The sequence below is a fragment of the Ruegeria sp. HKCCD6426 genome, assembly GCF_057221115.1.
In genome coordinates, this window is the sequence record NZ_JBWVBF010000012.1 from 1 (window position 1) to 23239 (window position 23239).

The 23239-nt window shown below is 54.2% G+C and carries 18 protein-coding genes and 4 pseudogenes; 10 read left to right on the top strand and 12 right to left on the bottom strand.

Going from position 1 to position 23239, the window contains the following annotated elements; genetic code table 11:
• Nucleotides 1-391: IS6 family transposase (locus tag AC2TDA_RS22030; RefSeq protein ID WP_480896876.1), on the bottom strand; the 391-nt coding region annotated here is incomplete at its 3' end.
• 118 nt (nt 392-509) lie between these two features.
• A complete protein-coding gene (locus AC2TDA_RS22035; RefSeq protein ID WP_480850770.1) occupies nt 510-737 on the bottom strand; it encodes a hypothetical protein in 228 nt (75 codons plus the stop codon).
• Nucleotides 738-864: 127 nt separating this feature from the next.
• Here AC2TDA_RS22035 and AC2TDA_RS22040 point away from each other — a divergent pair, with 127 nt between their 5' ends.
• Entirely contained in the window at nt 865-1338 is a 474-nt protein-coding gene (locus AC2TDA_RS22040; protein WP_480881147.1) for an Lrp/AsnC family transcriptional regulator, read from the top strand.
• Nucleotides 1339-1368: 30 nt separating this feature from the next.
• Here AC2TDA_RS22040 and leuB read toward each other — a convergent pair whose 3' ends face one another.
• From leuB to AC2TDA_RS22060, 4 genes and pseudogenes are all read right to left on the bottom strand, one after another.
• Nucleotides 1369-2100, bottom strand: coding sequence for a 3-isopropylmalate dehydrogenase (leuB, locus tag AC2TDA_RS22045; protein WP_480881150.1), 732 nt, complete (start codon nt 2098-2100; stop codon nt 1369-1371).
• Nucleotides 2084-2176: a hypothetical protein gene (locus AC2TDA_RS22050; RefSeq protein ID WP_480881151.1), complete on the bottom strand. Its 93-nt coding sequence runs from the start codon at nt 2174-2176 to the stop codon at nt 2084-2086. The genes leuB and AC2TDA_RS22050 overlap by 17 nt, the downstream gene beginning before the upstream one ends.
• Nucleotides 2177-2283: 107 nt before the next feature.
• A pseudogene (locus tag AC2TDA_RS22055) lies at nt 2284-2748 on the bottom strand (IS6 family transposase); the annotation flags it as partial.
• Nucleotides 2749-3148: 400 nt separating this feature from the next.
• The gene (locus tag AC2TDA_RS22060; protein WP_480881154.1) at nt 3149-4114 is read right to left on the bottom strand and encodes a helix-turn-helix transcriptional regulator; all 966 of its coding nucleotides are present in this window, start codon (nt 4112-4114) and stop codon (nt 3149-3151) included.
• Between the two features lie 158 nt (nt 4115-4272).
• On the opposite strand from AC2TDA_RS22060, the gene AC2TDA_RS22065 reads away from it, so the two are divergent.
• Nucleotides 4273-5844 carry an arylsulfatase gene (locus AC2TDA_RS22065; protein WP_480881155.1) on the top strand — a complete coding sequence of 524 codons (1572 nt, stop codon included), beginning with the start codon at nt 4273-4275 and terminating at the stop codon, nt 5842-5844.
• 257 nt (nt 5845-6101) lie between these two features.
• On the opposite strand, the gene AC2TDA_RS22070 is transcribed toward AC2TDA_RS22065, so the two are convergent.
• Nucleotides 6102-6326: a hypothetical protein gene (locus tag AC2TDA_RS22070; RefSeq protein WP_480881157.1), complete on the bottom strand. Its 225-nt coding sequence runs from the start codon at nt 6324-6326 to the stop codon at nt 6102-6104.
• 258 nt (nt 6327-6584) lie between these two features.
• Entirely contained in the window at nt 6585-9884 is a 3300-nt protein-coding gene (locus AC2TDA_RS22075) for an AAA family ATPase (protein ID WP_480881158.1), read from the bottom strand.
• A gap of 249 nt (nt 9885-10133) precedes the next feature.
• On the opposite strand from AC2TDA_RS22075, the pseudogene AC2TDA_RS22080 reads away from it, so the two are divergent.
• Nucleotides 10134-10364, top strand: a pseudogene (locus tag AC2TDA_RS22080) (IS6 family transposase); the annotation flags it as partial.
• On the opposite strand, the pseudogene AC2TDA_RS22085 reads toward AC2TDA_RS22080, so the two are convergent.
• Nucleotides 10360-10536, bottom strand: a pseudogene (locus AC2TDA_RS22085) (IS6 family transposase); the annotation flags it as partial. The pseudogenes AC2TDA_RS22080 and AC2TDA_RS22085 overlap by 5 nt on opposite strands.
• Before the next feature lie 316 nt (nt 10537-10852).
• On the opposite strand from AC2TDA_RS22085, the gene AC2TDA_RS22090 reads away from it, so the two are divergent.
• Entirely contained in the window at nt 10853-11218 is a 366-nt protein-coding gene (locus AC2TDA_RS22090; RefSeq protein WP_480881161.1) for a hypothetical protein, read from the top strand.
• An 806-nt stretch (nt 11219-12024) separates the two neighbouring features.
• Here the strand turns inward: AC2TDA_RS22090 and AC2TDA_RS22095 are convergent.
• On the bottom strand, nt 12025-13284 hold the full coding sequence (locus tag AC2TDA_RS22095; RefSeq protein ID WP_480881164.1) for a replication initiation protein: 1260 nt from the start codon (nt 13282-13284) through the stop codon (nt 12025-12027).
• A gap of 580 nt (nt 13285-13864) precedes the next feature.
• Here AC2TDA_RS22095 and AC2TDA_RS22100 point away from each other — a divergent pair.
• Complete coding sequence (locus AC2TDA_RS22100) at nt 13865-15250, top strand: AAA family ATPase (protein WP_480850783.1); 1386 nt, start codon at nt 13865-13867, stop codon at nt 15248-15250.
• The gene (locus AC2TDA_RS22105) at nt 15243-16322 is read left to right on the top strand and encodes a ParB/RepB/Spo0J family partition protein (RefSeq protein ID WP_480881167.1); all 1080 of its coding nucleotides are present in this window, start codon (nt 15243-15245) and stop codon (nt 16320-16322) included. Before AC2TDA_RS22100 ends, AC2TDA_RS22105 begins: the two co-directional genes overlap by 8 nt.
• 323 nt (nt 16323-16645) lie before the next feature.
• On the opposite strand, the pseudogene AC2TDA_RS22110 reads toward AC2TDA_RS22105, so the two are convergent.
• Nucleotides 16646-17206: pseudogene (locus AC2TDA_RS22110) on the bottom strand (IS6 family transposase); the annotation flags it as partial.
• 141 nt (nt 17207-17347) lie between these two features.
• On the opposite strand from AC2TDA_RS22110, the gene AC2TDA_RS22115 reads away from it, so the two are divergent.
• Together AC2TDA_RS22115 and AC2TDA_RS22120 are read left to right on the top strand one after the other, a co-directional pair.
• The gene (locus tag AC2TDA_RS22115; protein ID WP_480881170.1) at nt 17348-18952 is read left to right on the top strand and encodes a GMC family oxidoreductase; all 1605 of its coding nucleotides are present in this window, start codon (nt 17348-17350) and stop codon (nt 18950-18952) included.
• 99 nt (nt 18953-19051) lie between these two features.
• Nucleotides 19052-19741 (top strand): GntR family transcriptional regulator, encoded by a 690-nt coding sequence (locus tag AC2TDA_RS22120; RefSeq protein ID WP_480850787.1) that lies wholly within the window; start codon nt 19052-19054, stop codon nt 19739-19741.
• 2 nt (nt 19742-19743) lie between these two features.
• On the opposite strand, the gene AC2TDA_RS22125 is transcribed toward AC2TDA_RS22120, so the two are convergent.
• A complete protein-coding gene (locus AC2TDA_RS22125; protein WP_480881173.1) occupies nt 19744-21231 on the bottom strand; it encodes an aldehyde dehydrogenase in 1488 nt (495 codons plus the stop codon).
• 105 nt (nt 21232-21336) lie between these two features.
• Here AC2TDA_RS22125 and AC2TDA_RS22130 point away from each other — a divergent pair, with 105 nt between their 5' ends.
• Nucleotides 21337-22194 (top strand): transketolase, encoded by an 858-nt coding sequence (locus tag AC2TDA_RS22130; RefSeq protein WP_480881176.1) that lies wholly within the window; start codon nt 21337-21339, stop codon nt 22192-22194.
• A gap of 1 nt (nt 22195) precedes the next feature.
• Entirely contained in the window at nt 22196-23173 is a 978-nt protein-coding gene (locus AC2TDA_RS22135) for a transketolase family protein (protein WP_480881179.1), read from the top strand.
• Nucleotides 23174-23239 lie beyond the last annotated feature (66 nt).

A 23239-nucleotide genomic window follows, 5' to 3' on the forward strand; every position in this document is an offset into this window, starting at 1 on the left:
CGAACTTGCGCGGTAGACCGTTCACCTCAAGCGCGCGGGCGAAGATCTTCGTCGCCGCGGCTTTATTCCGGCGCTCAGACAACATGAAATCCAGGGTTTTGCCGTGCTTATCTACGGCGCGATAGAGATAGACCCACGTGCTTTTCACTTTGATATACGTTTCATCCATTCTCCAAGAGCGGTGGCACTGTCCCTTGCGACGACGCGCCGCCTCAGCGATTGCGCCTGCATATCGAGTAACCCAGAGCCTGAGCGTGGTGTGATTCACTGCGACGCCTCGCTCAGCCATGATCTCTTCCAAATCCCGGTATGAAACACTGTAGCGGACATAGAAGAACACCGCGAACAGAATAACGCTCTTTGGATATTGTGCGCCTTTGAAAGAAATCATGACCAGACCTTCGACCTTGAAGTACAGAGAGCTAATCGCTCGCTACATCCATGACCGCCAATGGTCAAAACTTTGCAACAGAGCCGGTTCAGGAACATGCAGGTACGGGTCTCATTCGTCAGACATGCGCAGGTTCCCGTAGCCAGTCTTCGAAAAGGCTGATCCGCTGCTCAAAACTGGCCGCGCGCTGCGTTTCCAGTTCGGTCATCTCGAACTTCAGTTCATAGTACTCTTCACCCCTCTTTTCGAACTGCAGAGCCTCAATGGCCAACCCCATGCGTCGCGCAAGATCCATGACCCGGCAGGCGGTATTCATAGGGTCTGAACAGTAGAACCGTTTGTTCATCTCTCTCCACCTCCTGTTGGCAGAGTCTTATCCTACATGCCCCAAAATTTTCTTTCTCATTATCTTGCCATAAAGATTTTTGCGAATTATTCTTTTGTCAAATATTGTTTCTTAGAAAGAGTCTACTGTGAATAATGAAATTCTCGACCAATTCGACCGAAGAATCTTGCAGACGCTCGCCGAAGACGGGCGCATCTCAAACACGCAACTCGCGCAAAAGATCGGCCTGTCGCCGAGTCCGTGCTGGCAACGGGTGCGGCGGCTCGAGAAAGAGGGCGTGATCACCAGCTATCGCGCGATACTCGATCAGGGAAAACTCGGCGCATCCGAAACCGTGATGATCGAGGTGGTGTTGGACCGGCACGACGATGACATCCTCGAAGCCTTCGGCACCACGATGGAACGGATGCCCGAAGTGCTGGAAGTTCATCTGACGACGGGCGAGTACGATTATCTGATCAAGGTCGCGGTGAATGGCACCCGCGGTTACGAGGAATTTCTTCGTCGCAAGCTTTACCGGGTTCCCGGGATCCGCCACACGAGATCGAGTTTCGTGCTGCGCAGCCTGAAGAACGTGCAAGCCTTTCTGCCGGAAGCCTGAGGCGGTCCTGTTACGCTCATCAGAATGCCTTCAGAGGCTTGCGTCCAGCGCCGCCACGATGGCGTCGCCCATCTGCGCGGTGGAAACAGGCTTGACGCCCTCTTCCGCCAGCAGGTCGCCCGTGCGCACGCCGTCGGCCAGAACTTGTTCGATCGCGGCTTCCAGGCGGTCCGCCTCGGCGCCCTGATCGAAGCTGTAGCGCAGCGCCATGGCGAAACTCAGGATGCAGGCGATGGGATTTGCCTTGCCCTGGCCGGCAATGTCGGGGGCCGAGCCATGAACCGGTTCATAGAGCGCCTTGGGGCGGCCATCGGCCATCGGCGCGCCGAGGCTGGCCGAGGGCAGCATTCCCAAGAAACCGGTTAGCATCGCGGCGCAATCCGACAGCAGGTCGCCGAACAGGTTGTCGGTCAGGATGACGTCGAACTGCTTCGGCGCGCGCACAAGCTGCATGGCACCGTTGTCGGCATACATGTGGCTGAGCTGCACTTCGGGATAATCCTTGCCGACGTGGGTCACCACCTCGCGCCAGAGGATGCCCGATTCCATCACGTTGGCCTTTTCCATCGAGCACAGCTTCTTGTTCCGGCGCATCGCCAGTTCGAAGGCCGAGCGGGCGACGCGTTCGATTTCGGATTCCGTGTAGCGCTGGGTATTGATGCCGATGCGTTTATTGCCTTCCTCGAAGATACCGCGCGGCTCGCCGAAATAGACTCCCGAGGTCAGTTCGCGCACGATCATGATGTCAAGCCCGGCGACCACGTCTTTTTTTCAGCGACGAGAAATCGGCCAGCGCGTCGAAGCACTGGGCCGGGCGCAGGTTGGAGAACAGATCCATCTCCTTGCGCAGGCGCAGCAGGCCACGCTCGGGTTTGACGCTGAAGTCCAGGCGCCGTATTTCGGCCCACCCACCGCGCCCAGCAGAACCGCGTCTGCCTCCTGCGCCTTGGCCATCGTCTCGTCCGACAGCGGCACGCCATGGACGTCGTAGGCCGAGCCGCCCACCAGATCCTCGCTCACGTCGAATGCCAGCCCGTTCACTTCGAGTGCGCGAGCAAAGAACTTGGTCGCCGCAGCTTTGTTTCTGCGCTTGGAAAGCATGAAATCAAGGGTCTTTCCATGTTTGTCGACTGAGCGGTCCAGATAGACCCATTTCCCTTTGACGCGTATATATGTTTCGTCCTTTCGCCAAGATCGATCGCAGTCCCGCTTCTGACGACGTGCTCGTTCCGCGACCAGAGGCGCGAATTTGATGATCCAACGGTTCAATGTCGCGTGATCGACCGATACGCCACGCTCGGCCATGATCTCTTCAAGATCGCGATATGACACACCGTATCGCAGATAGAAAAACACCGCGTGCAAGATCAAGTCCTTTGGAAAATGCGCGCCTTTGAATGAAATTGCCACGACCTGCCGCCCTCTGCTTTGGGCAATCCCATACCAGACCATCGATCAGATCGACAGACAGACTAAAGAGTTTGCGACAGAGCCGGCCATGTCTACCATCCGGCGGACAGTTCATGATTACCTTCAAGGGTTTGCAGAATAAATGTGTCCAGTATACAGCCGTCGCTGATGCTTCCAAAAGATTGCGACACAACCCGGCAGTTTGCACGAATTGCCGGATAATCCGCTCAAGCCTTGAAATCATTCAACGTTGCGCAAGATTTGCGTCGTAGCCCTCAAGCGGCCCTTCCCAGTTCTTAAGCCGCGCCAGCGAACGTTATTCGATTTTGAAAACATGTTGAACGTGCCAAGTCGCCCTTTTTCCATCTTGTTGTTGTCGCTCTCCATTACGAGCAGTTCATCAACTCAAAATATGTCTGCGATATTCTAGTGGCGTAGTGCCGGTGCGATGGGCAAAGAACCGCGTGAAAGCGGATGAATAGGCGTAACCAAGCTCGAAGGCGATCTCGGTGATTGGAATAGTGGAATCTGAGAGCATCCGTTCTGCCTTCGACAGACGGGCGTCCGAGACAATCTGACGATGGCTGACACCCAAAGTGCGCAAGTAACGGCGATAAGAACGCTCGCTTAAACCAAATGCCTTTGAGACCGTGTGCGACAGCGTTTCTGGCGCTGTTGTGGACAGATAGTTCTCGACGCATCTACGCAGAACGACCGAACCAACTTCCCGCAAGTCGCTTTCGCTATTCTCCGTTGATGTACTGACAAACAGACTACCCTTCCGCGGCTGCAAGTCTTTCAAATCGAAGGCCAAGCCCATAGTGGACTTGCTCAACTCAATCGGCAAGTCTTGCAAATCCTCGGGCAACTTTTCCCTACCGACGATATGATTAAGACGCAGCGCTACTGGTTGCAGCGTTCGACCCAGAACACTGGCCACCGCCTGCCGTCCAACTTCTAGATTGTATTGCTGAACAGGCCATCGATCTGTCCAATCTGTAGTTGACGCAGTGCGCAAGAGCCAGATGCGCTGGCCATCCCGCTCTGTAATAAAACCCGCGCCATACAAGACGGAGGAGATGCGGCTTGCCACGCTTTGTACGGCTTCAAGGCCAGTTAACGCACAAGGCAATTCAATGTTTGCTACCGAATTATCTTTGGGCGGGGACGCCAATCGCAGTGTCTCTATGAAAAACACCGGGTGCATAAGGCATTTATCCAGCTTCACCATAAAACGCTCGGCGGCGTGCAGCGATATGATCCCACTTGGCTCGGACACTATCGAGCCAGGCAGGCCGCTTTCTTCCGCAAGCCGTTCGAGAAAAGTGAAGTGCAACGGCGCTGCAGTAAAGAATGGCTCAGCCACGGATGCCTGGACAGATGCAAATCGCGTCATGTCGACTCTCGTAGGTTTTGTGTCTCAGAACCCTGCACAGCCCGAAGCGACTTGGCCGGAAATGGTAAGCGCACGGGTCAAACAACGCCTACCATAGTAAGGTAGTTTATCTATCAGGGAAGCCAAAAATGAGATTTTCAAGAAGCGTAAATTCTCTCCGCACAGTGGTTTTTTCCAGCATTGCGTTTTCTGCCTCGGCACTGCCAGGGTTCGCGCAGGATCAACCGCCAAATATTCTGGTGATTTGGGGAGACGATATCGGCCAGTTCAACATCAGTGCCTACAACAACGGCATTATGGGATATCGAACCCCCAACATCGACCGTCTCGCGGCACAAGGTGCAATGTTCACCGATTGGTATGGAGAACAGAGTTGCACCGCCGGCCGGGCCGCTTTCGTTACCGGTCAATCGCCGATACGTTCTGGCCTGACCAAAGTGGGTTTACCTGGCGCGCCCGAAGGTATGGACGAACGGGATCCCACAATCGCCACGGTGCTGGGCGCCCAGGGCTATGTGACGGGTCAGTTCGGCAAAAACCATCTTGGCGACCGCGACGAGCATCTACCCACCAATCATGGGTTCGACGTTTTCTTTGGAAATCTCTATCACCTGAATGCCGAAGAAGAACCTGAGAATATCGACTACCCACGGGATCTGGTCATGGCCGACGGGCAGCGTTTCGTCGATGTCTTCGGCCCGCGCGGGGTGATCCGTTCGGAAGCAGGCGGCGAGATTGTCGACACTGGCCCGCTGACACGCGAGCGCATGGCAACCGTGGATGAAGAGACACTTGAAGTGGCGCTCGACTTCATGGAGACGGCCCACGAGAAAAATGAGCCATTCTTCGTCTGGTGGAACTCCACGCGGATGCATGTATTCACCCATCTCAAGGACGAGAGCGAAGGGGTCACGGGGTACGGAATCTATGCCGACGGCATGGTCGAGCATGACGGCCACGTGGGCCAATTGCTCGACAAGCTTGATGAGTTGGGCATCGCCGACAACACAATCGTTATGTATTCCACTGACAACGGTGCCGAGACTTTCACCTGGCCTGACGGCGGGACAACGATGTTCCGCGGTGAGAAGAACACTCAATGGGAAGGCGGGTTCCGCGTTCCCACTTTGATCCGGTGGCCCAAAGTGACCGAGCCGGGCACGATCATTAACGAGATCGGATCGCACACAGATATGTTTGCCACCCTCGCAGGAGCCGCAGGCCAGACTGAGGTCAAGAACCAGCTTCTGGAAGGTATGACCATCGGCGAGCGGGAGTACAAAGTCCATCTAGACGGTTATGACCTTGGTCCGGCATTGCGCGGTGAGGCAGGCTGGCCCCGCAATGAATTTCTCTACTGGACGGATGATGGCAGCGTAGCTGCCCTGCGCCGGGGAGATTGGAAGATCAATTTCCTCGTGCAGGAAGCCCATGGCTTCGACGTCTGGTCCGAGCCCTTCAAAGTTCTGCGTTTTCCAGCGCTTACCAATCTGCGCATGGATCCCTTTGAACGCGCGAAAGAAGAGAACGCCATGGGCTATGTCCGCTGGGCAGCCGAACGCATGTATGTCATAGCCCCGGCGTCGGCTTACGTAAGTCAGTGGTTAAAAAGCTTTGAAGAATTCCCGCCGCGCCAAACACCGGGCAGCTTCAATCTTGAAAACGTCATGGAGCAGGTGATGGCTGGGTCCAATCAATAACTACCTGCAACTTTAGCTATATCGGTAACGGGTTGAGAGGCGGCCCGGCAAGTGCCGCCCCTCAATATTCATCCTACTCCAGTCACTCCCTGTTATTCAGAAGGTGATAAGCGAGGAAACCCCATTGCTAACTATTTATGCATTGCTCGGCAATCATTTTGCCAACGGTGCGACCACAATCCTCAGTGCTTAACAATCAACCTGGCGATCCCCGTTATGATGGCCCGAGTTGTTTCGAAACTTCCGATGCGTTTTAGTCAGTTTCCTTGTTCCGTATCGGTAAACTTCGCGGCCAGAATGGCGCGGGCTCGGATGCGCACTGGCTCGTCTACCATTTCGCCATCGACGATCGCAGCGCCGTCAGCAGCGTTTAGAACACGCTGCGCCCACTGAACCTCAGCATCGCTTGGCAAAAAGGCATGCTTTACTTCGGAGATCTGCGCAGGATGGATGCACAGTTTCACCGCGAAGTGATCGCACATTCACAAGTCGAAGGAATAAATGGGCCAATTGCCCTGTTCACGACAGCCCGCAACACAGCTTTTCCACAGCACACACCGCACGGGATTTAAGAGCACAATCCGGTAATTGATGATACAGTCCAAAAATTAAGGGTACCGTGACAGCGGGTTCGAGTGGAATTAGTGTGATTGCCAACTTGTTTGAGCATGATTGGGAAAGGCGATGCCAGTCAATAAGCTCGATTAGACGAGTGTTTGATCGTGCTCCGGCATCATGCTTCAGCTTTTTTGCAATAATGCCGTGGCTTCTCTAACATCAATGGCAGCGTCGGCGTTTTTCACTCTAGCTAGGCATGATGCTACGAGTTCTGTGGGCGGGGGCTTTGCTTCAGTTTTCTGGCGGATTCGTGTTAGCGACACAGCCGCGCGCAAGCTCAAGAGGTTGGCCCCTTGTTGGTTTGAGAAGTCCAGCGCCGATTTCAAAGACGCCTCAGCCTGAACAATCTGGCCTAGACCCGCCAGCCCAACGCCGCGCATGCGATGAGCCTCCGCAGTCAGGGCTCCGGCATGATATTGCTGCATTTTCTTAAGTGCGCGGTCTGCTGCGGCAACCGATTCACTCCAAGCGCCTCTCTGCTGAAGCAGGTCCGCCAGCATGAGTTCCATGAAAGGCGTACGCAGCACGGAACCACGCGCAATGGAAGCCTTGATAAGCTCTTCAATGGTGCCGGGCGCGTCGTCATCTTGCTCCAAACAACCGGCGGCCCAAGCTTCAACACATCGGGCAATCACTTCAAAATGCCAGGGCCCATATTTTTCTGCAAAGGTCAGCGCATCCTGTGATCGCTGGTGTGCGCTCCGATAATCGCGTTCAAAGAAACCTCCGAGCGCTGCAAAAGCGTATGTCGTGGTCAGAGTATTTTCATGACCAAGGCTCTCGGCCAGTTCGATTGCGATTCTGGCGTCGGCCCGCCCACCCTCAACGTCACCCTCCAGACACCGGAGGAAATATGAATGGCTTCGCCCACAAACGCCGGGATCATGCCCGGCATAATGCAGCGCACATTGGTGGTGTTTCTCCGGGGAATAAATCGGCAGCCCCTTGGCCAGATAGGCGCGCGCCGAGCACAAGTCTCCGCGCGAAAAACTAGACGTCCATCCCGCGTGGTTGAATTGCAGATAGTGTTCCTCTGACGGCGAAGTTTCAACAACCCCTGACATCGCCTGAATCATGCGGTCGATTTTGGGCAAGCTTGCTGACATCTGACTGTTCAGCCAAAGGTTCCATAGAATTTTGAAGCGCACATCCTTGTCGGCATCTTCGCCGCAAAGTTGCAATGCCTTCGAAAACAGGTTCCCCGCCTCTTTGTCCGCATAGCCCCACAACGCCATACGCGCGGTGCCAAGCCCCGTGAGCAACGGTACTTCCCATTTTGCGCGGGTCTTGTGATCCTCTGAAGCCGCAATGATATCCAGGCCGGACGTCAGATGGGCGATGGCCTCCAAATACGAACATTGACCGCTGGCGCGACGCGCGGCGACGTGCAGGTATGGCAATGCCTGGGAGGGGTTCCCCGATTGGACCAGATGATGCGCTACGACCTCCGGCTCGACCCGCACTTTCTCCAGATCATTCTTTATCAACCAGTCGGCAAATCGCTGATGCAACGCACGACGCGTTTTTTTGAGCTGTGCTGCATAAGCCGCCTCTTCGATCAAAGCGTGCCGGAACGCCAGCAGGCCGCGTTCACCGCTACCTTTCTCCGCAACAAGTCCAAGATCGATCAATTCTCTTAATGCGGAATCAAAAGCCTGCTCGGTGAGATCGCAAAGTGGTTTTGCCGCCTGCCGATTGAATGCGCGCCCGAGTATTGAGCCTACATGGGCGATTTCTCGCGCTGCAGGCGTTGCGCTGTCCAACCGCGCCGTCAGCAGCGCCTTGAGATTGGCCGGAATGTCCATGGGTGCGGAAGACGCTTTTGTCCGCACGACCCGCGCCAATTCTTCGGCAAAAAGCGGTATGCCCCCCGACCGGGCAACAATTGTGTCGATGACTGCACCGTCCGCGCTGCGCGCCGTGGTGAGGCGCCGGATCAGATCAGCACACTGGCGTTTTGGGAGTTTGGTGAGCGTGAGTTCGGAGCAGTGCCCTTCAATAGGCCAAGGCGTGCGAAATTCCGGGCGCGCAGTCATCAGCAGCATGACGGGGAGGTCTTCGGCAAGATGCACAATCCGCTCAAACACCCCGAGGCTTGTTGGATCGATCCAGTGCGCGTCCTCCACAACGAATAGCAACGGCGCAGTCTCCGCCAATGCGATCATTTGATCTAACAGCACTCGAATGGTCGCCGCCTTTTGACGTTCCGGGGACATCGCCTGGGATTTGCACCCATTTGCGGGCAACCCCATCGCCTGTGCGATCACTGCGGCAGCCTTTGTGTTTTTGTCCCCAGAAGCTTCGAATAAACCTTCCAATTTCTCTAGTTTTACATCTGAGGAATCTGACATCTCAATGTTGGCCGCATGCTCCAGCTGGCGCAGAATGGGATAAAACGCAGAATGAGTATGGTGCGCTGAACATTGATAGCGCAGCCGGATATGTTGCTCGTCTTCAATCGCGTGAAGAAGTTTTTGGCTCAAACGGCTTTTTCCAATGCCGGGTTCACCACGCAGCACAACAACTTGTCCCTCCCCGCTGGTAGCGACGTCCCATCGGTCTCTCAACAAAGCCATTTCGACCGCCCTGCCAATGAACGGCGCGGATTGACCAGTTTGAAACGCATCAAACCGGCTCTCCGGAACCACCTCTTGGTCGACCCGATGGGCGGGCACTTTTTGCGGCAGGCCTTTCAGGTCCACTTGCCCGAGGTCAGCCAGCGTAAACAGACCCGAAACAATTGTGGCTGTTGTTTCATCAACGACCAATTGTCCGGGTACTGCAATGGCTTGAAGGCGTGCTGCCAGATTTGGCGTCTCGCCAGAAATGGCAGCATTTTGGTGCGATGTTTCATTCTCGATGTCGCCAATGACAACATCACCTGTTGCAATGCCAGCTCTTGCGGTAAGGGGCAAACCAATCGGGAGTTGGATATCCGCCACCTCCTCCAGTGATGCCAAGGCGGCGCGAACGCCTTGCGCGGTCTGGTCTTCCGACGCGCGTGGCCATCCGAAATACGCCAACACACCATCTCCGAGATAGTTCGCGACATACCCGCCGTGATGCGCAATCGTGGTGGCAATGCATTCGTGAAAACGTGTCAGAGCGTCGTGCATATCTTCTGCGTCCAACCGCGACGATAGCGCCGTCGACCCGACCAAATCACAAAACAGCACGGTCAGTTGGCGCCGTTCCGCAGTTTCAGCTGATCCGTATTCAGCGCCATCGGGCTGGCCTGAAGTAATTAGGAGCGGTTTCGCGTGCAAAATCTTCTTGCGAGGACCAATCGGAATTTCCATCTCTCGCAGGTCGTCTTCCGTCAGATGATGTAGAGCCTCAAAATCAATTTCATTCGACGCAAAAACTTCCCCGTACTTTTCAAGCCCGAGCGATGCTAGCCAATTGGAAACAACCTGATCCACGGTGTCCTCCCGCCCCAATTGTATCAGGATCGTCGCGCGCGGTCTCCATCGGCCTAAATTGCGTGTTCCTCAGGCCGGAACAGGGGCTTTGTCGCAAACTTTTGACCCCCCTGTCTGAGGTGAGGCCACCGTGTTAAAGGCGTCACGGATTTAGACAGAGGCCGGCTGAGCAGCAAACTTTGGAGTTAGGTTGATAGAGTGCGAGTTCCGACTTTGTTTCGCGGGATGATGGTACTAATAGGTTTCAACATGATTTCATTGAAAGGCTGCCACTTCGCGAAGGAAGCGGTTTTGTACGCTGTCTACTTCTATCTGAGGTACACGGTGTCTTACCGAGACCTCGAGGAGATCATGGCGGAGCGCGGTGTGCAAGTTGACCACGCAACACTCAACAGGTGGGTTGTGAAATATTCGTCGCTGATTGCAGCGCGCGCGCAATTGATTAAGCGGGGCACTCTGAAGTCTTGGCGCTTGGACGATCACATAGCGCCTTTCGACGGCGCGCTGTTTCAGCGATCGCGCTCGAATACCGTGTCACCCACCGGTTCAACGTTGTGTGATCTACCGATACGCCGCGCTCGGCCATGATTTCTTCCAGGTCTCGATAGGAAACACCGTAGCGGACGTAAAAGAAGACCGCGAACAGGATCACATCCTTCGGATACTGCGCTCATTTGAAAGAAATCATAGACCAACCTTAATCTGGATAATGCCGTTCGCCACACAGGCGCTAAAGCCACTAAGGTCAATGGTCAGAACTTTGCGACAGATCCGTCAAAGTTTGCAACAGATCCAACCTCACGACCTCCCGATTTCGACGCTTTGCAAACCCCCTACCCGCCTTATGCGCAAAAATTGACCATTTTGATCGTTACATTTGCGATATCTTCAAATCACAATTATACGCGATAAATTTCGCTTATCACTTGTGAATGATTTTGGCGAGAAATGCGCGCGGGATGTTGCCCATGAAGCCGCCATCCCCTTATCTTCCCACCCGCTCCCCTACTCACTCAACGACGGATCAAGCAACGCTTACTGACCGCAAAGTGCCAGGCACGCCCGAAAACACGCTACGCGCCCATGAGCGCGATCTGCTTTACATCACCGCTTGGGAATCCGCCCGGTTCAATAAGGCGCCCGACTGGTCCGAACAGGAAGAGACCGCGAAGACACCTATTAGGAAAGGCCTGCGCGAAACCCTCGCCTGCCCGGCCCCCGCATCCCTGGACCGGCGCATCGCTTCCTGGCAGGCCTTCTACGAGATGAAGAACCTCCCCTTGTTGTTTGACGCGCCGCAGGTGAAAATAGGCCCGCGCCAAGGCGCCGCCTAGCCCCCTTCCCCGAAATCGGCCCATACGATTGCGCGTGATGTGCTGCAGCAACTGTTGGCCATCTGCCGCGGCGCGCACCGAGATTGCCGGGACCGGGCGATCTTGATGTTTGGCTGGGCCAACGGTGGATGACGGCGGTCGGAGATCTCTGATCTGATGTGCGAAGATGTGTCGCTGAAAGAATTTGAAAAAGTAGGGTTGGTCTGGATGTCTCTACTGAAGACCATGACAACCCAGCAGGAAGAGACGCCATTTTTGGTGCTTAAGAGCCGCCCCGCGCTGACGCTGCTGCACTGGATCAAGGTTGGCGGGACCTGCGATGCCCCCGCTATTCCGCCCGATTTCAAAAGCCTACCGTGTTCTGAAACGCCGCCTGTCCCCGGATGCGATTTAACAGATCATCAAACGTCGTCTTGCATTGGTTGTGCTTCCGCAAAATTTCGCTACCCCTTACGGGCTGCGTTCGGGCTTCCTGACCTAGGTAGCACGCTACGGCGCCCCGTTTCAGACCGTCATGCGCCTATCCCTGCACCGCTCTGTTGCACAAGCACAGAAATACTATGATGAAGTCGAAATTCCCGAGAATCCGGCAACGGATTTGCTGGGATAATTGTGCGGATTATTGCTTTCTCGTACAGGTGCGGGTGGCCCAATCTGTGCAGGCATAGGTGCTAATTCTGGTGCAAATCTATCAACTCAGGTCGCGACGACCAAATCAACAACAGCCAAAAGTGCCGATGTTGCCGAAGCCGAAGTGCGCCATCGGTTCATCTGACGTTTTGCCACCAGTTGCCTGGGGCTCCTAGTCAGTGGAACGCATCAGGCTCTAGCTCTTCCCAGAACTCAAAAATCGCGGATGCGTTCAATCCTGATCGCCAGCCATGAGCTCGAAAATGTTCACGGTCAAGCTCTTCACTCAAACCTGACATGAACAATCGTTTGTCCGCGTCTCGTTGCGTGGGGTTTCGCCGCGAAACCAATTCTTCCACAATTGACAACCGGCGCGCGCGCTCTGCACGTTCGGCCGCACGCTCCGCAAAGGCCAAGTCCGCCTGCTCTTTCTCGGCCTCGCGTTGCCGGGCCGCAGCAAGAGCATCCGGGCTCGGCTCTGGTGCGGTCTCTTTACCAGGAGTCTGATAGTCGTCGCGCAGTGCGGCTGACAGGTAGCCAACCGTCGATTTCACATCCCCCTGCCCCGCTACAAAGTCCAGTTTTTGTTGAACATATTCCTCGCCATGCTCTGCAATCCATTGGCGCGCCAACCGATCCGACACACCCTGATCGCGCAACGACTTGTAGACATCCAAATTGCGGACGCCGTCACTGTCGTCGATTTCAAACATCGCCATTTGCGGATTACGTTTGATGACAAAACGGATATCCGTCACTGAGCGACCTTTCTTGCGGAATTCAGGTTCGATCAGAATGTCCGAACTCTTATTCACTTCAGCTACGGCTGGCTTGATGATCTTGGCATTGAGGTGCTTGAAACTCGCATAATAGTCGCTGCCCTCCACTCCCATCAGTTTTCGAAAAACACCCAGCGCCCACCAGCCAGTCGATCCGGTACGCACGAAACGATAACAGTTTTCATACAGCGCCAAACCATGGCCGGAACTGAAATTGCGCTGAATATGTACATTGATCAGGGCATAGATTTTGGGATCGTACAGTTTTTGAGCCAATGCATGAGAATAGGCATATTCGCAGACACCGTTCTTGAGTTTGGCGAAACTCAACAGCGACGACACTCCCCATTCCTGGCGTCCTTGTTCGTCCAGCATGTCCCACTCGGCAACAGTTTCAGCCAACGCTCTGAGACTGGCTCGCAGAGTATCAAAGTCGTTGGAATTGTATCCGACCATCATCGCCAGCGTCCGCGCGTCTATGGTGTGCGTTGGCGCGGATGTCAGCGCATCGTACGCATTAAGCAAAAGAACGTTGGACAGTTTGCGTTGCAATAACGTCAGCTTGCCGCTGATGTGGATGGCAGCGACATTCTTTTTCACAGTTTCCCGGCGCAATGCACCTGAGAGATGATCCATATCTATTTGGGTATCGGGCATGATTCTGCCTGACTGCTCGTTTTCCAAGTTGTGGCATGAAAGGTACCTATCGATCAATCCCATTTGGGTGCCCAAATACAGGATGGCCGCGATCCTGTAGACGGGTACTTAAACTTCACCGAAATCAAGTTATCCCCAGAAACTTTGGTTTCTACCCTGGAATTCAGAGTCGAGCGCCTCTCTAAACCCGGGACGCCAACCCACATTAGAGCCTGAAATCCGGTTATTAGCCTCATCCCGAGAATCGGCGCCCGTTTTCCCGGAATCAGGTTCCATTGGCCCCGGAATCAGGCACCTGTCATCCTGAGAACAGGTACCTTTGGTACTGTATGTGGGTGCCCAATTGCCGCTAAGTTGTTGTTTTTAATTATTATCAAGGAAGCAAAGTTTCTAAACAATCTAAAAATAATAAACTCTTTAGTGTGCCTATTTCTTCAATTTCCTTTAGTTTCGCCACGAAACCGTAGCCTAGTACCTAGTTCTGTGGAAAAAACACCGATTGAGGATAGCGCTGCCGACAAATGTTCGTTACATTCCTAAATATACGCTGGTAAGGCGAACATTATCTGAGGCATCGACAGTGAATAAATCCAACCAACCTCCCTTGCCCCCCTATCTGAATCTTGATCCCGAGATTGCGGCGACGAAGTTGCCTGATCCTATCGGGACATCTCGATTCGCGAAAGCTGCCGCTTTCTGCTCAAAAGGCCGAGAGGATTTGGCTAGGCGCGGTTACGCGCCGGACGGTGAAAAAAGACTACGCCGCTTCTCGATCTGGGAGATTACTAAGTACCTGATTCCAGTTGCCCCGGCTCATTTGCGTCGCGTTCTCAAAGCGAACCCTGATTTACCGCAAGGCGAAGGGGAGGCGGGGTCTAAGTGGTTCACTCTGGAAGAAGTCTTAAAGTTGCGCCAGCACTTTGCAGCGGAAGGTGTGAGCACCAAGGAATACCTGCCCTATCGCCCGAACGACCTGCCGGCCAAAGTGGTTGCAGTAGCAAACTTCAAGGGCGGAGTCGGTAAAACGTCTACCGCCGCGCATCTGGCCATGTCAGCGGCGTTGGACGGATACAAAGTGCTCGTCATAGATCTCGATAGCCAAGGTTCAATGACGTCGATTCTCGGAGGGCGTGTTGCGGATGAATGGCAAACGGTTTTCCCTCTGATAGCAAAAGACTACGCGAGAGCAGTTCAAGAGGAAAACAGGGTACGTTCGGCCGCAAGTCAAACAGAAATTCCGCTGGACGAAACACTGCAGGAAGCGCTTAGAACTTCGCCGCGAGACGTGATCCAGAAAACTCACTGGCCCAATATTGATCTGATTGGAGCGCAGTTGAACCTTTATTGGGCAGAGTTTCAAATTCCAGTCTGGCGGATGGGCTTGCGAAGTTGGCCGTTATGGGATGGATTGACGAACTTCCTCGAAGACGAAGGCGTATTGAACGATTACGATATCGTTTTTCTCGATACGCCTCCTGCACTTGGGTACCTAACGATCAATGCATTGGCGGCGGCCGACATTCTACTGGTTCCGCTGGGGGCATCCTTTCTGGAATTTGACTCGACCGGTCGGTTTTTTGACATGCTCTATACCACCTTCGCGAGCATTGAAGACGGTGAGAACGCGGCGCAACGCGCGGCAGGACTGCCTGAGCTCAAGTTCGAGTGGGATGTTGTGCGGGCTATCATCACGCGATTCGATGCCAGCCAGCAAACGGATATGGCCAATGTAATCCAAGCGTACTTCGGTGACTTCATGAACGCGTACAGGCAGGATTATACCGCGCTGGTGGGGCAGGCGGGTGAGCAAGTGAATGGAATCTATGAGGCCGACTATCGTGACTTCAATCGCGATACTTATGTGCGGGGCAGGGAGACCTTTGATCGCACCTACGCCGAATTCAAAGAAGTCCTGATTGGCTGTTGGTGGCGGGACGCTCAGATGGGAGGAGATGCAAATGGCTAAACGCAGAAGATTGACTGCTCCGGACACTACGGAGCTGGAGCAGCTTGAAGCAGGTTTCGCGGCGAAACCCTCGATCAGCCCGTTTGAAACAAATTCGACAACGCCACCAATTGCCCAGGTGGCGGCCGAGGCCGCGTCGCTAAACGGCATGGCATCAGTGACGGATCGCGTGGCGTTGGCGAAGGATCAAGGCGACGCTGCCCGCTGGCGCGATGCACAAGATGCGGGGCTGATCGCCGAAATGCTGCCGTTGGACCAGATTGATGCCGACTTCATTCGTCGCGACCGAATGGTAGAAGATGAAGAAGCGATGGCCGAACTGTTGGAGTCGCTTCGTGTCAATGGATTGCGCACGCCTATCGAGGTGGCGAAGACGGATGAGGGCTACGGTCTGATTTCAGGGTTTCGACGATTGGACGCTTTCCGGCGTTTGGCTGAAGCTGATCCGCGATTTTCTGAAATCCCAGCTTTTGTCCGCGATGCGGGTAAAGGGCAGGGCGCTTATGTTTCGATGGTGGAAGAAAACGAACTGCGCTCGAACCTAAGCCCCTATGAGCGGGGTCGGGTCGCCGTATTAGCGGCAGGGCAGGGGGTGTTCCCCTCGGTTGAGGCCGCAGTGGATACACTGTTTGCGGCGGCTTCCAAGGCCAAGCGGTCCAAGGTTCGTAGTTTTGCCATAGTGCATGAGGCGCTGGGGGATCTCCTGCAGTATCCGGTTGGTTTATCTGAAAAAGCTGGTCTGAAACTGGCTGCTGCTTTGCGTGACGGTGCGCAAGTGACGCTACGCGAGACGCTTGCCCGGGCAGATGTTTCTGACGCCAAAGCTGAATGGGCGCTGTTGGAGAGTGCTTTAACGGCTGCGCCAGGAACCCCCAAAGACAAAACAAGGGGGGGCAGGCCACAGCAAATTGAACGTATTCCACCGCAAGCTTTGCCAGGTGGCGGTGATATTCGTGCCGAATTTACCGCGGATGCAGTGCGTATTCGTATTAACGGGCAGGAGTTAGACCGAGGTATGGTCGAAGAGATAATGACCCAGATCGCGCAAAAGGTTTCTGAAATTAGCAGTTAAATCAGTTGAGCAAGGCTCAGGACAATAACGTGAAAATGCTGCGACGGTAGAGTGTACCGGTAGCAGATTGGCCGGAATGTGTGGGGCTTGTAGTAATGTGCAAAAAGCATATTTTTTGCACATCGTGTCGAGGTACCGCTTAGATAGTAGGAGAATGTCATTGGTTCGGTTCTGTCGCAGGTTTTTAGATCGCAGAGCATCAGTGGAATTGGTGAGCAGTTTATCCTACCAGTTGGGGAATTGCTGAAACGGTCGGAATCCGGGCGTGAATTGACCTTTGCGGATCATGTTGACCAGTTCTATGCCTGCCAGGACAGATGCGACCCTTCTGGAGACCGGTGGCCTTGCATCGTCCGTTCTCGCTTTCGGAATGGGAGATGGATGTTTTCGGCGTGATTATTGAGGCCCTTGTGCGACCATTGATCCAGACTTGGCGCGATTTCCCGCTTGGCGGCGCCATATGAGCGCAGCTTGTCCGTGATGATCTGCTTGGGAACGAAACCAAGACGCTTTATCAGGCGGCGTAACAGCCGTTTTGCAGCCCGTTTGTCCCGTTTTGGTTGGGTATTTCCTCCTGCACGATGCCATGTTGATCGACCGCGCGCCAAAGCCAGTACTTGCGACCGGAGATTCTCACAACGACCTCATCGAGGTGCCAGACATCGCCTGAACGGTCCTGTCGCTGCCGCAAGTTTCGAGCGACCAGCGGTCCGAACTTGATGACCCAACGCCGGACCGTCTCGTAAGATGTCGATCCCGCGCTGCAGCAGCATCTCTTCAACTTCACGCAGGCTCAAATTAAAGCGAACATAAAGGCACACCGCGTGTGTAATAATCTGAGGTGGAAAACCGTAGCTTTTGTAGCTGATGGGCGATGAATTCATCGATGTCACCTACGTCCAATTTCGGGTATGAGCAACCACACGACAGATAATGCGACAACAGCGGGGCGGCAATAGCAAGGACTCTCCGATTGACAATTTATCCTCTGTATCATATATCATATATATTAATAGGAGAAAGACATGCACGATTATGTTGTCGTCGGTGGGGGATCGTCTGGCTGCGCGGTTTCAGGTCGGCTTGCTATGGAGAATGCCGGCTCGGTGCTGATACTCGAAGCTGGTGGGTGGGACAAAAACCCATTGATTCACATTCCTGCGGGTTTCACCAAACTTCTAGATACCAAATACCTGTATCACTACGAAACCGCGCCTCAGGAAAACCTCGATGGAAAATCCCGGATCATGCCGCAAGGCAACGTGCTGGGCGGTGGCGGTTCAGTGAACGCGGCAATCTATATCCGCGGCCAGCGTTCAGACTACGATGGTTGGGCCGAAGACGGCGCGGAAGGATGGTCCTATTCGGAGGTTTTGCCCTACTTCAAGCGTGCTGAAGACAACGACCGTTTGTCCGATGACTACCATGGGGTGGGGGGTCCGTTGGGAGTTTCTGACCTACGCCAAATCACCGACATTACGCGGGCGTTTGTGAGATCATGTCAGGAAGCCGGTATCCCGTTCACTCCCGATTTCAATGGTGCACGCCAGCGTGGCGTTGGCTTTAATCAGACGACAACGCGCAACGTGCGCCGCTGCAGTGCGGCCGTTGGCTATGTGCATCCAATGCGAAAAAAGGGCCTGATCGACGTTGAAACCGGATGCCTTGTGACGAAGATCATCCTGGAAGGCGATAAGGCCGTAGGCGTCGAATACGTTCAAGGGGGCCAGCTGAAAGTAGCACGGGCTGCCAAGGAAGTGATCCTTTCAGCCGGTGCGGTACAAAGCCCTAAAATCTTGATGTTGTCAGGCATCGGGCCCGAACAGGAACTTAAGTCTCATGGCATCCAGATCAATGTTGCTTTGGATGGTGTGGGTCAGAACCTTCAGGACCATCTGGAATACCCAGCTGTCCGGTATTGCACTGGCAAGCATGGGTATTACGGCCAAGATTCCTTTTTCAATTCGATCAAGAACGGGCTGCAATACATGCTGTTTAAATCGGGGCCAGTCGCCTCGAATGTGACCGAAGCCTGCTGTTTCGTAAACGTAGACGACATAGAGGCGGAGCCCAATTTGCAGATGCATTTTGTTCCGATTGTTTTCCTGGATATGGGCAGCGAAACAATTTCTCGCGCAGGAGCCACCATCAACCCGTGCGTTGTGAAGCCTCGGAGTCGAGGAGAATTGCGTCTGAAATCAGCTGATCCAAAGGATCACCCGATCATGGATCCACGCTACTTTTCTGATCCGGAGGACCTGAGAATATCGGTAAAGGGACTCAACATGGCACGGGACATTCTGGCTCAGCCATCTTTTTCGAAGTATCTGGAAAAAGAAGAAGCGTTCCCCGGCAAGAACATGACGCAGGAAGATGAGCTTGCGAATTATGTGAAAGAGCGAGGTAAAACTGTTTACCACCCCGTCGGAACGTGCCGGATGGGCAAAGATGACCTGGCTGTGGTTGACCCGGAGCTCAAAGTGCATGGCGTCCGCAATCTGCGGGTTGTTGATAACTCGGTCATGCCCAGCCTGATTTCAGGCAATACGAACGCAACAGCTATCATGATTGGTGAAAAAGCGGCGGATCTGCTTCGCAGAGCGCCGCCGCTAACGCCCACGAATGCCTGATAACTCCCTAAACTGGCCGAAGATTTTCTTCGGCCCTTTTTTTGGTGGAATCTGCAGTTAGTTGTATCATATATCAAATATGAACAGGCGAGGTGAACCATGAGCAAGTCGAATCTTCAACCTCTGAACAAGGGCAATTTGTCTGAACAGGTCTATGCCGCAGTCAGAAAGGCCTTGATGGATGGAAAATACGAGCCGGGCGCGCGTTTGACAATAAGCGGTCTGGCTAGTGAGCTGGATGTTTCGATTACACCGGTACGTGAAACTATATTCCGGTTGGTTAGTGAGCGGGCGCTTGAGATGAAGGCGGCGACGGCAATCTATGTGCCAGAAATTTCTGCCGATCAGCTGCGCGAGATTCAGACCATCCGGATGTTGCTCGAGGGAAAAGCAGCCGAGGTGGCCGCGACGAAAGTGACACCGAAACAGCTCGCAAAACTCGAACAGACGCACAAAGCCTTTCAAGAGTCTGCTGCGACGAATCCGTTGAAAGCGGCTTACTTGAACCGGGAATTCCATTTTGCGCTGATGGAAATAGCCGAAATGCCAATGTTGTACGCGACCGTCGAAAACATGTGGACCCTGATGGGACCGCTCTTACGAGTATTCCATGTGGAAGCACCCTCGCGCGACCTGACCAGTGGTCGGCACGGGCATTTCGATGTGCTTGAGGCGTTGAAAGAACGTGACGGCGCGAAAGCTCAGAAAGCTATTCAGGACGACATATCTTTGGGTTTGAACATGGTCGCCTGGATCGAAGCTCGGGCACTCGAAAGCGCCCGAGCCTGAGGTTAGAGTTCAATCCAAGTTGTTTTAAGCTCGGTATATTTGTCCAGCGCGTGAAGCGACTTGTCTCGGCCGTTGCCCGATTGCTTGTAACCACCGAAGGGCACCGTGATATCGCTGTGATCGTGATTGTTGACCCAAACGGTTCCGGCGCGAAGTGATCGCGCAATACCATGCACACGGGAAATGTCGCGACCCCACAGCGTTGCTCCCAACCCAAAGGGTGTGTCATTGGCGACGGCTACCGCTTCCTCATCGGATTTCACAGTAATGGTTGACAGGACCGGCCCGAAGATTTCCTCGCGCGCGATTGTCATGTCGTTGGTCACGTTCGTGAAGATTGTCGGGTTCAAGTAAAAACCGCCAAGGGCGCTGTCCGGTCGGTCGCCGCCCAAAACCAGTTCAGCGCCTTCTTCCTTGCCCTTTTCGACATATCCTTCGACACGTGCGAGATGGTCCTGTTCTACCAGCGCCCCAAGTTTGGTGCTGGGATCAAGAGGATCGCCTGGTTCGATTTGTTTGGCGGTTTCGATGACAGTCTGCATAAAGTCGTCATGGATCTTTTCGGAGACAATCAGGCGCGAAGGCGCGACGCAGACTTCTCCTTGGTTGAAGCAGATTGCTGTTGCAGCACGTTGCGCGGCCTTTTCGAGATCTGCATCATCCAGAACTATGTTCGGACCTTTCCCACCGCATTCCAGCCAGACAGATTTCATATTCGACTGACCGGCATATTCGAGGAACATCTTACCAACGACACCTGAGCCAGTGAACGCTAGGCAGTCCACATCCATATGCAGGCCCAATGCCCGTCCCGCTGTTGGACCAAATCCGGGAACAATGTTGAAAACCCCATCGGGAATGCCTGCTTCTGCAGCCAGTTCGGCCATCCGGATCGCGGTTAAAGGAGATTGCTCGGCCGGCTTAAGGACGACTGAGTTGCCAGTTGCCAGTGCAGGTGCAAATTTCCACGACGCCATGAGCATTGGGAAATTCCAGGGAACAACAGCCCCTACAACACCGACCGGTTCACGGGTGATCATTGCAAGAGCATTGTCTGCCGTGGGTGCTATTTCATCGTAGATCTTGTCAGGGCATTCCGCGTACCATTGCAAGGTTTCCAGCACAACGTTCACGTCTATATCGCGGCTTTCGGCAATAGGCTTGCCCATATCAATAGTTTCCAAAACCGCCAGCTCATCCATGTTGGCTTCGAAAAGCTCGGCGAATCGCAACATCTTCTTTTTGCGATCACGCGGTGACATTCTTGACCAGGCGCCAGTTTCAAACGCGTTTCGCGCCGCCTTTACCGCAAGATCGACATCCTCGGAGTCGGTTGCTGCGACCTGATTGATAACCGCGCCATCACGTGGCGAGATGTTATCAAAAGTCTTTCCAGACAGTGCATTTACGAACTTTCCATCAATAAAAGCCCGACCATTTGGGCGCAGTGTCTTTTGCATTTCAGAAATGGTTGTTCTGTCTAGGGGCATGTTTGATCCTTTCCTCCCTTGACCAATGTATCATATATCATATAGCTTACTAAAAACGACTTCAAACCAAATCTTTCGAACGTCTCGGAAGTCAGGGAAACAGAAATGCTGGACAACGAACTTGTTTTGACTGCGACGGAATTGGGAAAACTGCGTGACCGCGCGCAATTCATACGGCTGGAGACCATTCGCTTGATCGAGATTGCCAAGGTGGGTCACTACAGTTCGGTGTTCTCGGCGGCTGAGATCTTTGCGGCACTTTATTATGATGTCATGAACCTTCACGCTGCCGACCCCAAGTGGCCAGAGCGTGACCGGTTTCTAATGGGCAAGGGGCACGCCGCCGTCGGGCTTTTCCCGATTCTGGCGGATTTGGGTTACCTCGATACCGAAACACTGGACGGGTATACCAGGCTGGGTAATCCGCTGGGCGATCACCCCGATATGCGAAAAGTTCCTGGGATCGACTTCTCATCCGGTTCGATTGGTCATGCTTTGTCCAACGGTGTCGGGATGGCCCTCGGTGCACGTGCCAAGGGGCTGGATTTCACCACATTCGTCATGCTGGGCGACGGTGAAATGCAGGAAGGTCAGGTTTGGGAGGCGGCTCTTTGCGCTGCCCACCATGAACTTAGCAATGTTATCGCCATCGTCGACCGCAACGGATATCAGCTGGACGGCAAAGTAGATGATACCATGGCTATTGAACCACTGGACGAAAAGTGGCGCGCGTTTGGTTGGGACGTCCACGAGGTTGACGGCCACGATCTGGAAGCACTCACACCGCTGTTGCGGCGTTTGAAATCCGACAAGACCCGAACAAAACCGGCCTGTGTGATCGCCAAGACGCTGAAGGGCAAGGGCGTGTCTTACATGGAGACCGAGCCGGGATGGCATCTCGGGTATTTGGATCCGTCGGACGCGGAAGCCGCGCGTGACGAAATACTCAGCAAGGTAATCTGATATGAACAAGCCTCTTTCCCCGAATTCGTGGCAATATCGCGAGTTGAACACCAAGAACCCTGGTTTGGATCACTTTTCGAATGGCTTGTTCGCGCTGGTTGATGCTGGACATGACGTAATTGCCGGATCCGCCGACCTGCAATATTCCAATGGATTGAACCGCTTCTCGGCAAAATACCCGGATCGCTACGTCCAGTTCGGTATATCGGAGCAGAACATGGTGTCGGCGGCTGCCGGCCTGGCCACAACTGGCATGGTGCCATTTGTTGCGACTTTCGCCTCGTTTGTCGGTCTTCTGACTTGCGAGCAGATCCGCATGGACATTGCTTATTGTGCGCTTCCAGTTCGGCTGGTCGGGCATCATACCGGCATCTCGATGGGGTTCTATGGCACGTCTCACCACGCAACAGAGGACATCGGAACCATGCGCTCTATTGCGGATTTGACGGTGGTTTCTCCAGCAGATGGCCCTCAGTTCGAAGCCGCAATTCGCGCATCGGGCGACCATGATCGTCCGATCTATTTCCGCACTGGTCGCGGCCGCGAACCCGATCTCTATGACCCCAAACAGGACTTTATCTTTGGCAAGGCCATCGAGCATACAAAAGGCAAGGAAGTCACGATCATCGGTTGCGGTTTGCCGGTGCACCCTTCTGTACAGGTCGCCAAACGGCTCAGAGATGAGGGTCGGTCAATTGGTGTATTGGACATGCCGACCATCAAGCCGCTCGACAAGGACGCAATACTTGAAGCAGCTGAACGGTCGGAGGTCATCCTTACGATCGAGGAACACAATGTGCTGGGCGGGCTGGGTGCTGCTGTTGCTGAAGTGCTGGCGGAAGCCGGAAGCCCGGCTCGTCTGGTTCGCCACGGGATTCGGGACGAGTATGCCCTGATCGCACCGCCCACACATCTCTATGCGCATTACCAACTGGACGAAGCTGGCATCGAAGCGGTGGTGCGAGGTGTTATCAGCTAACACACGTGTTTATTTTTGCTTGACGTCATAATACATCATATATGATGTTTAAACTGCGGTAAGCCG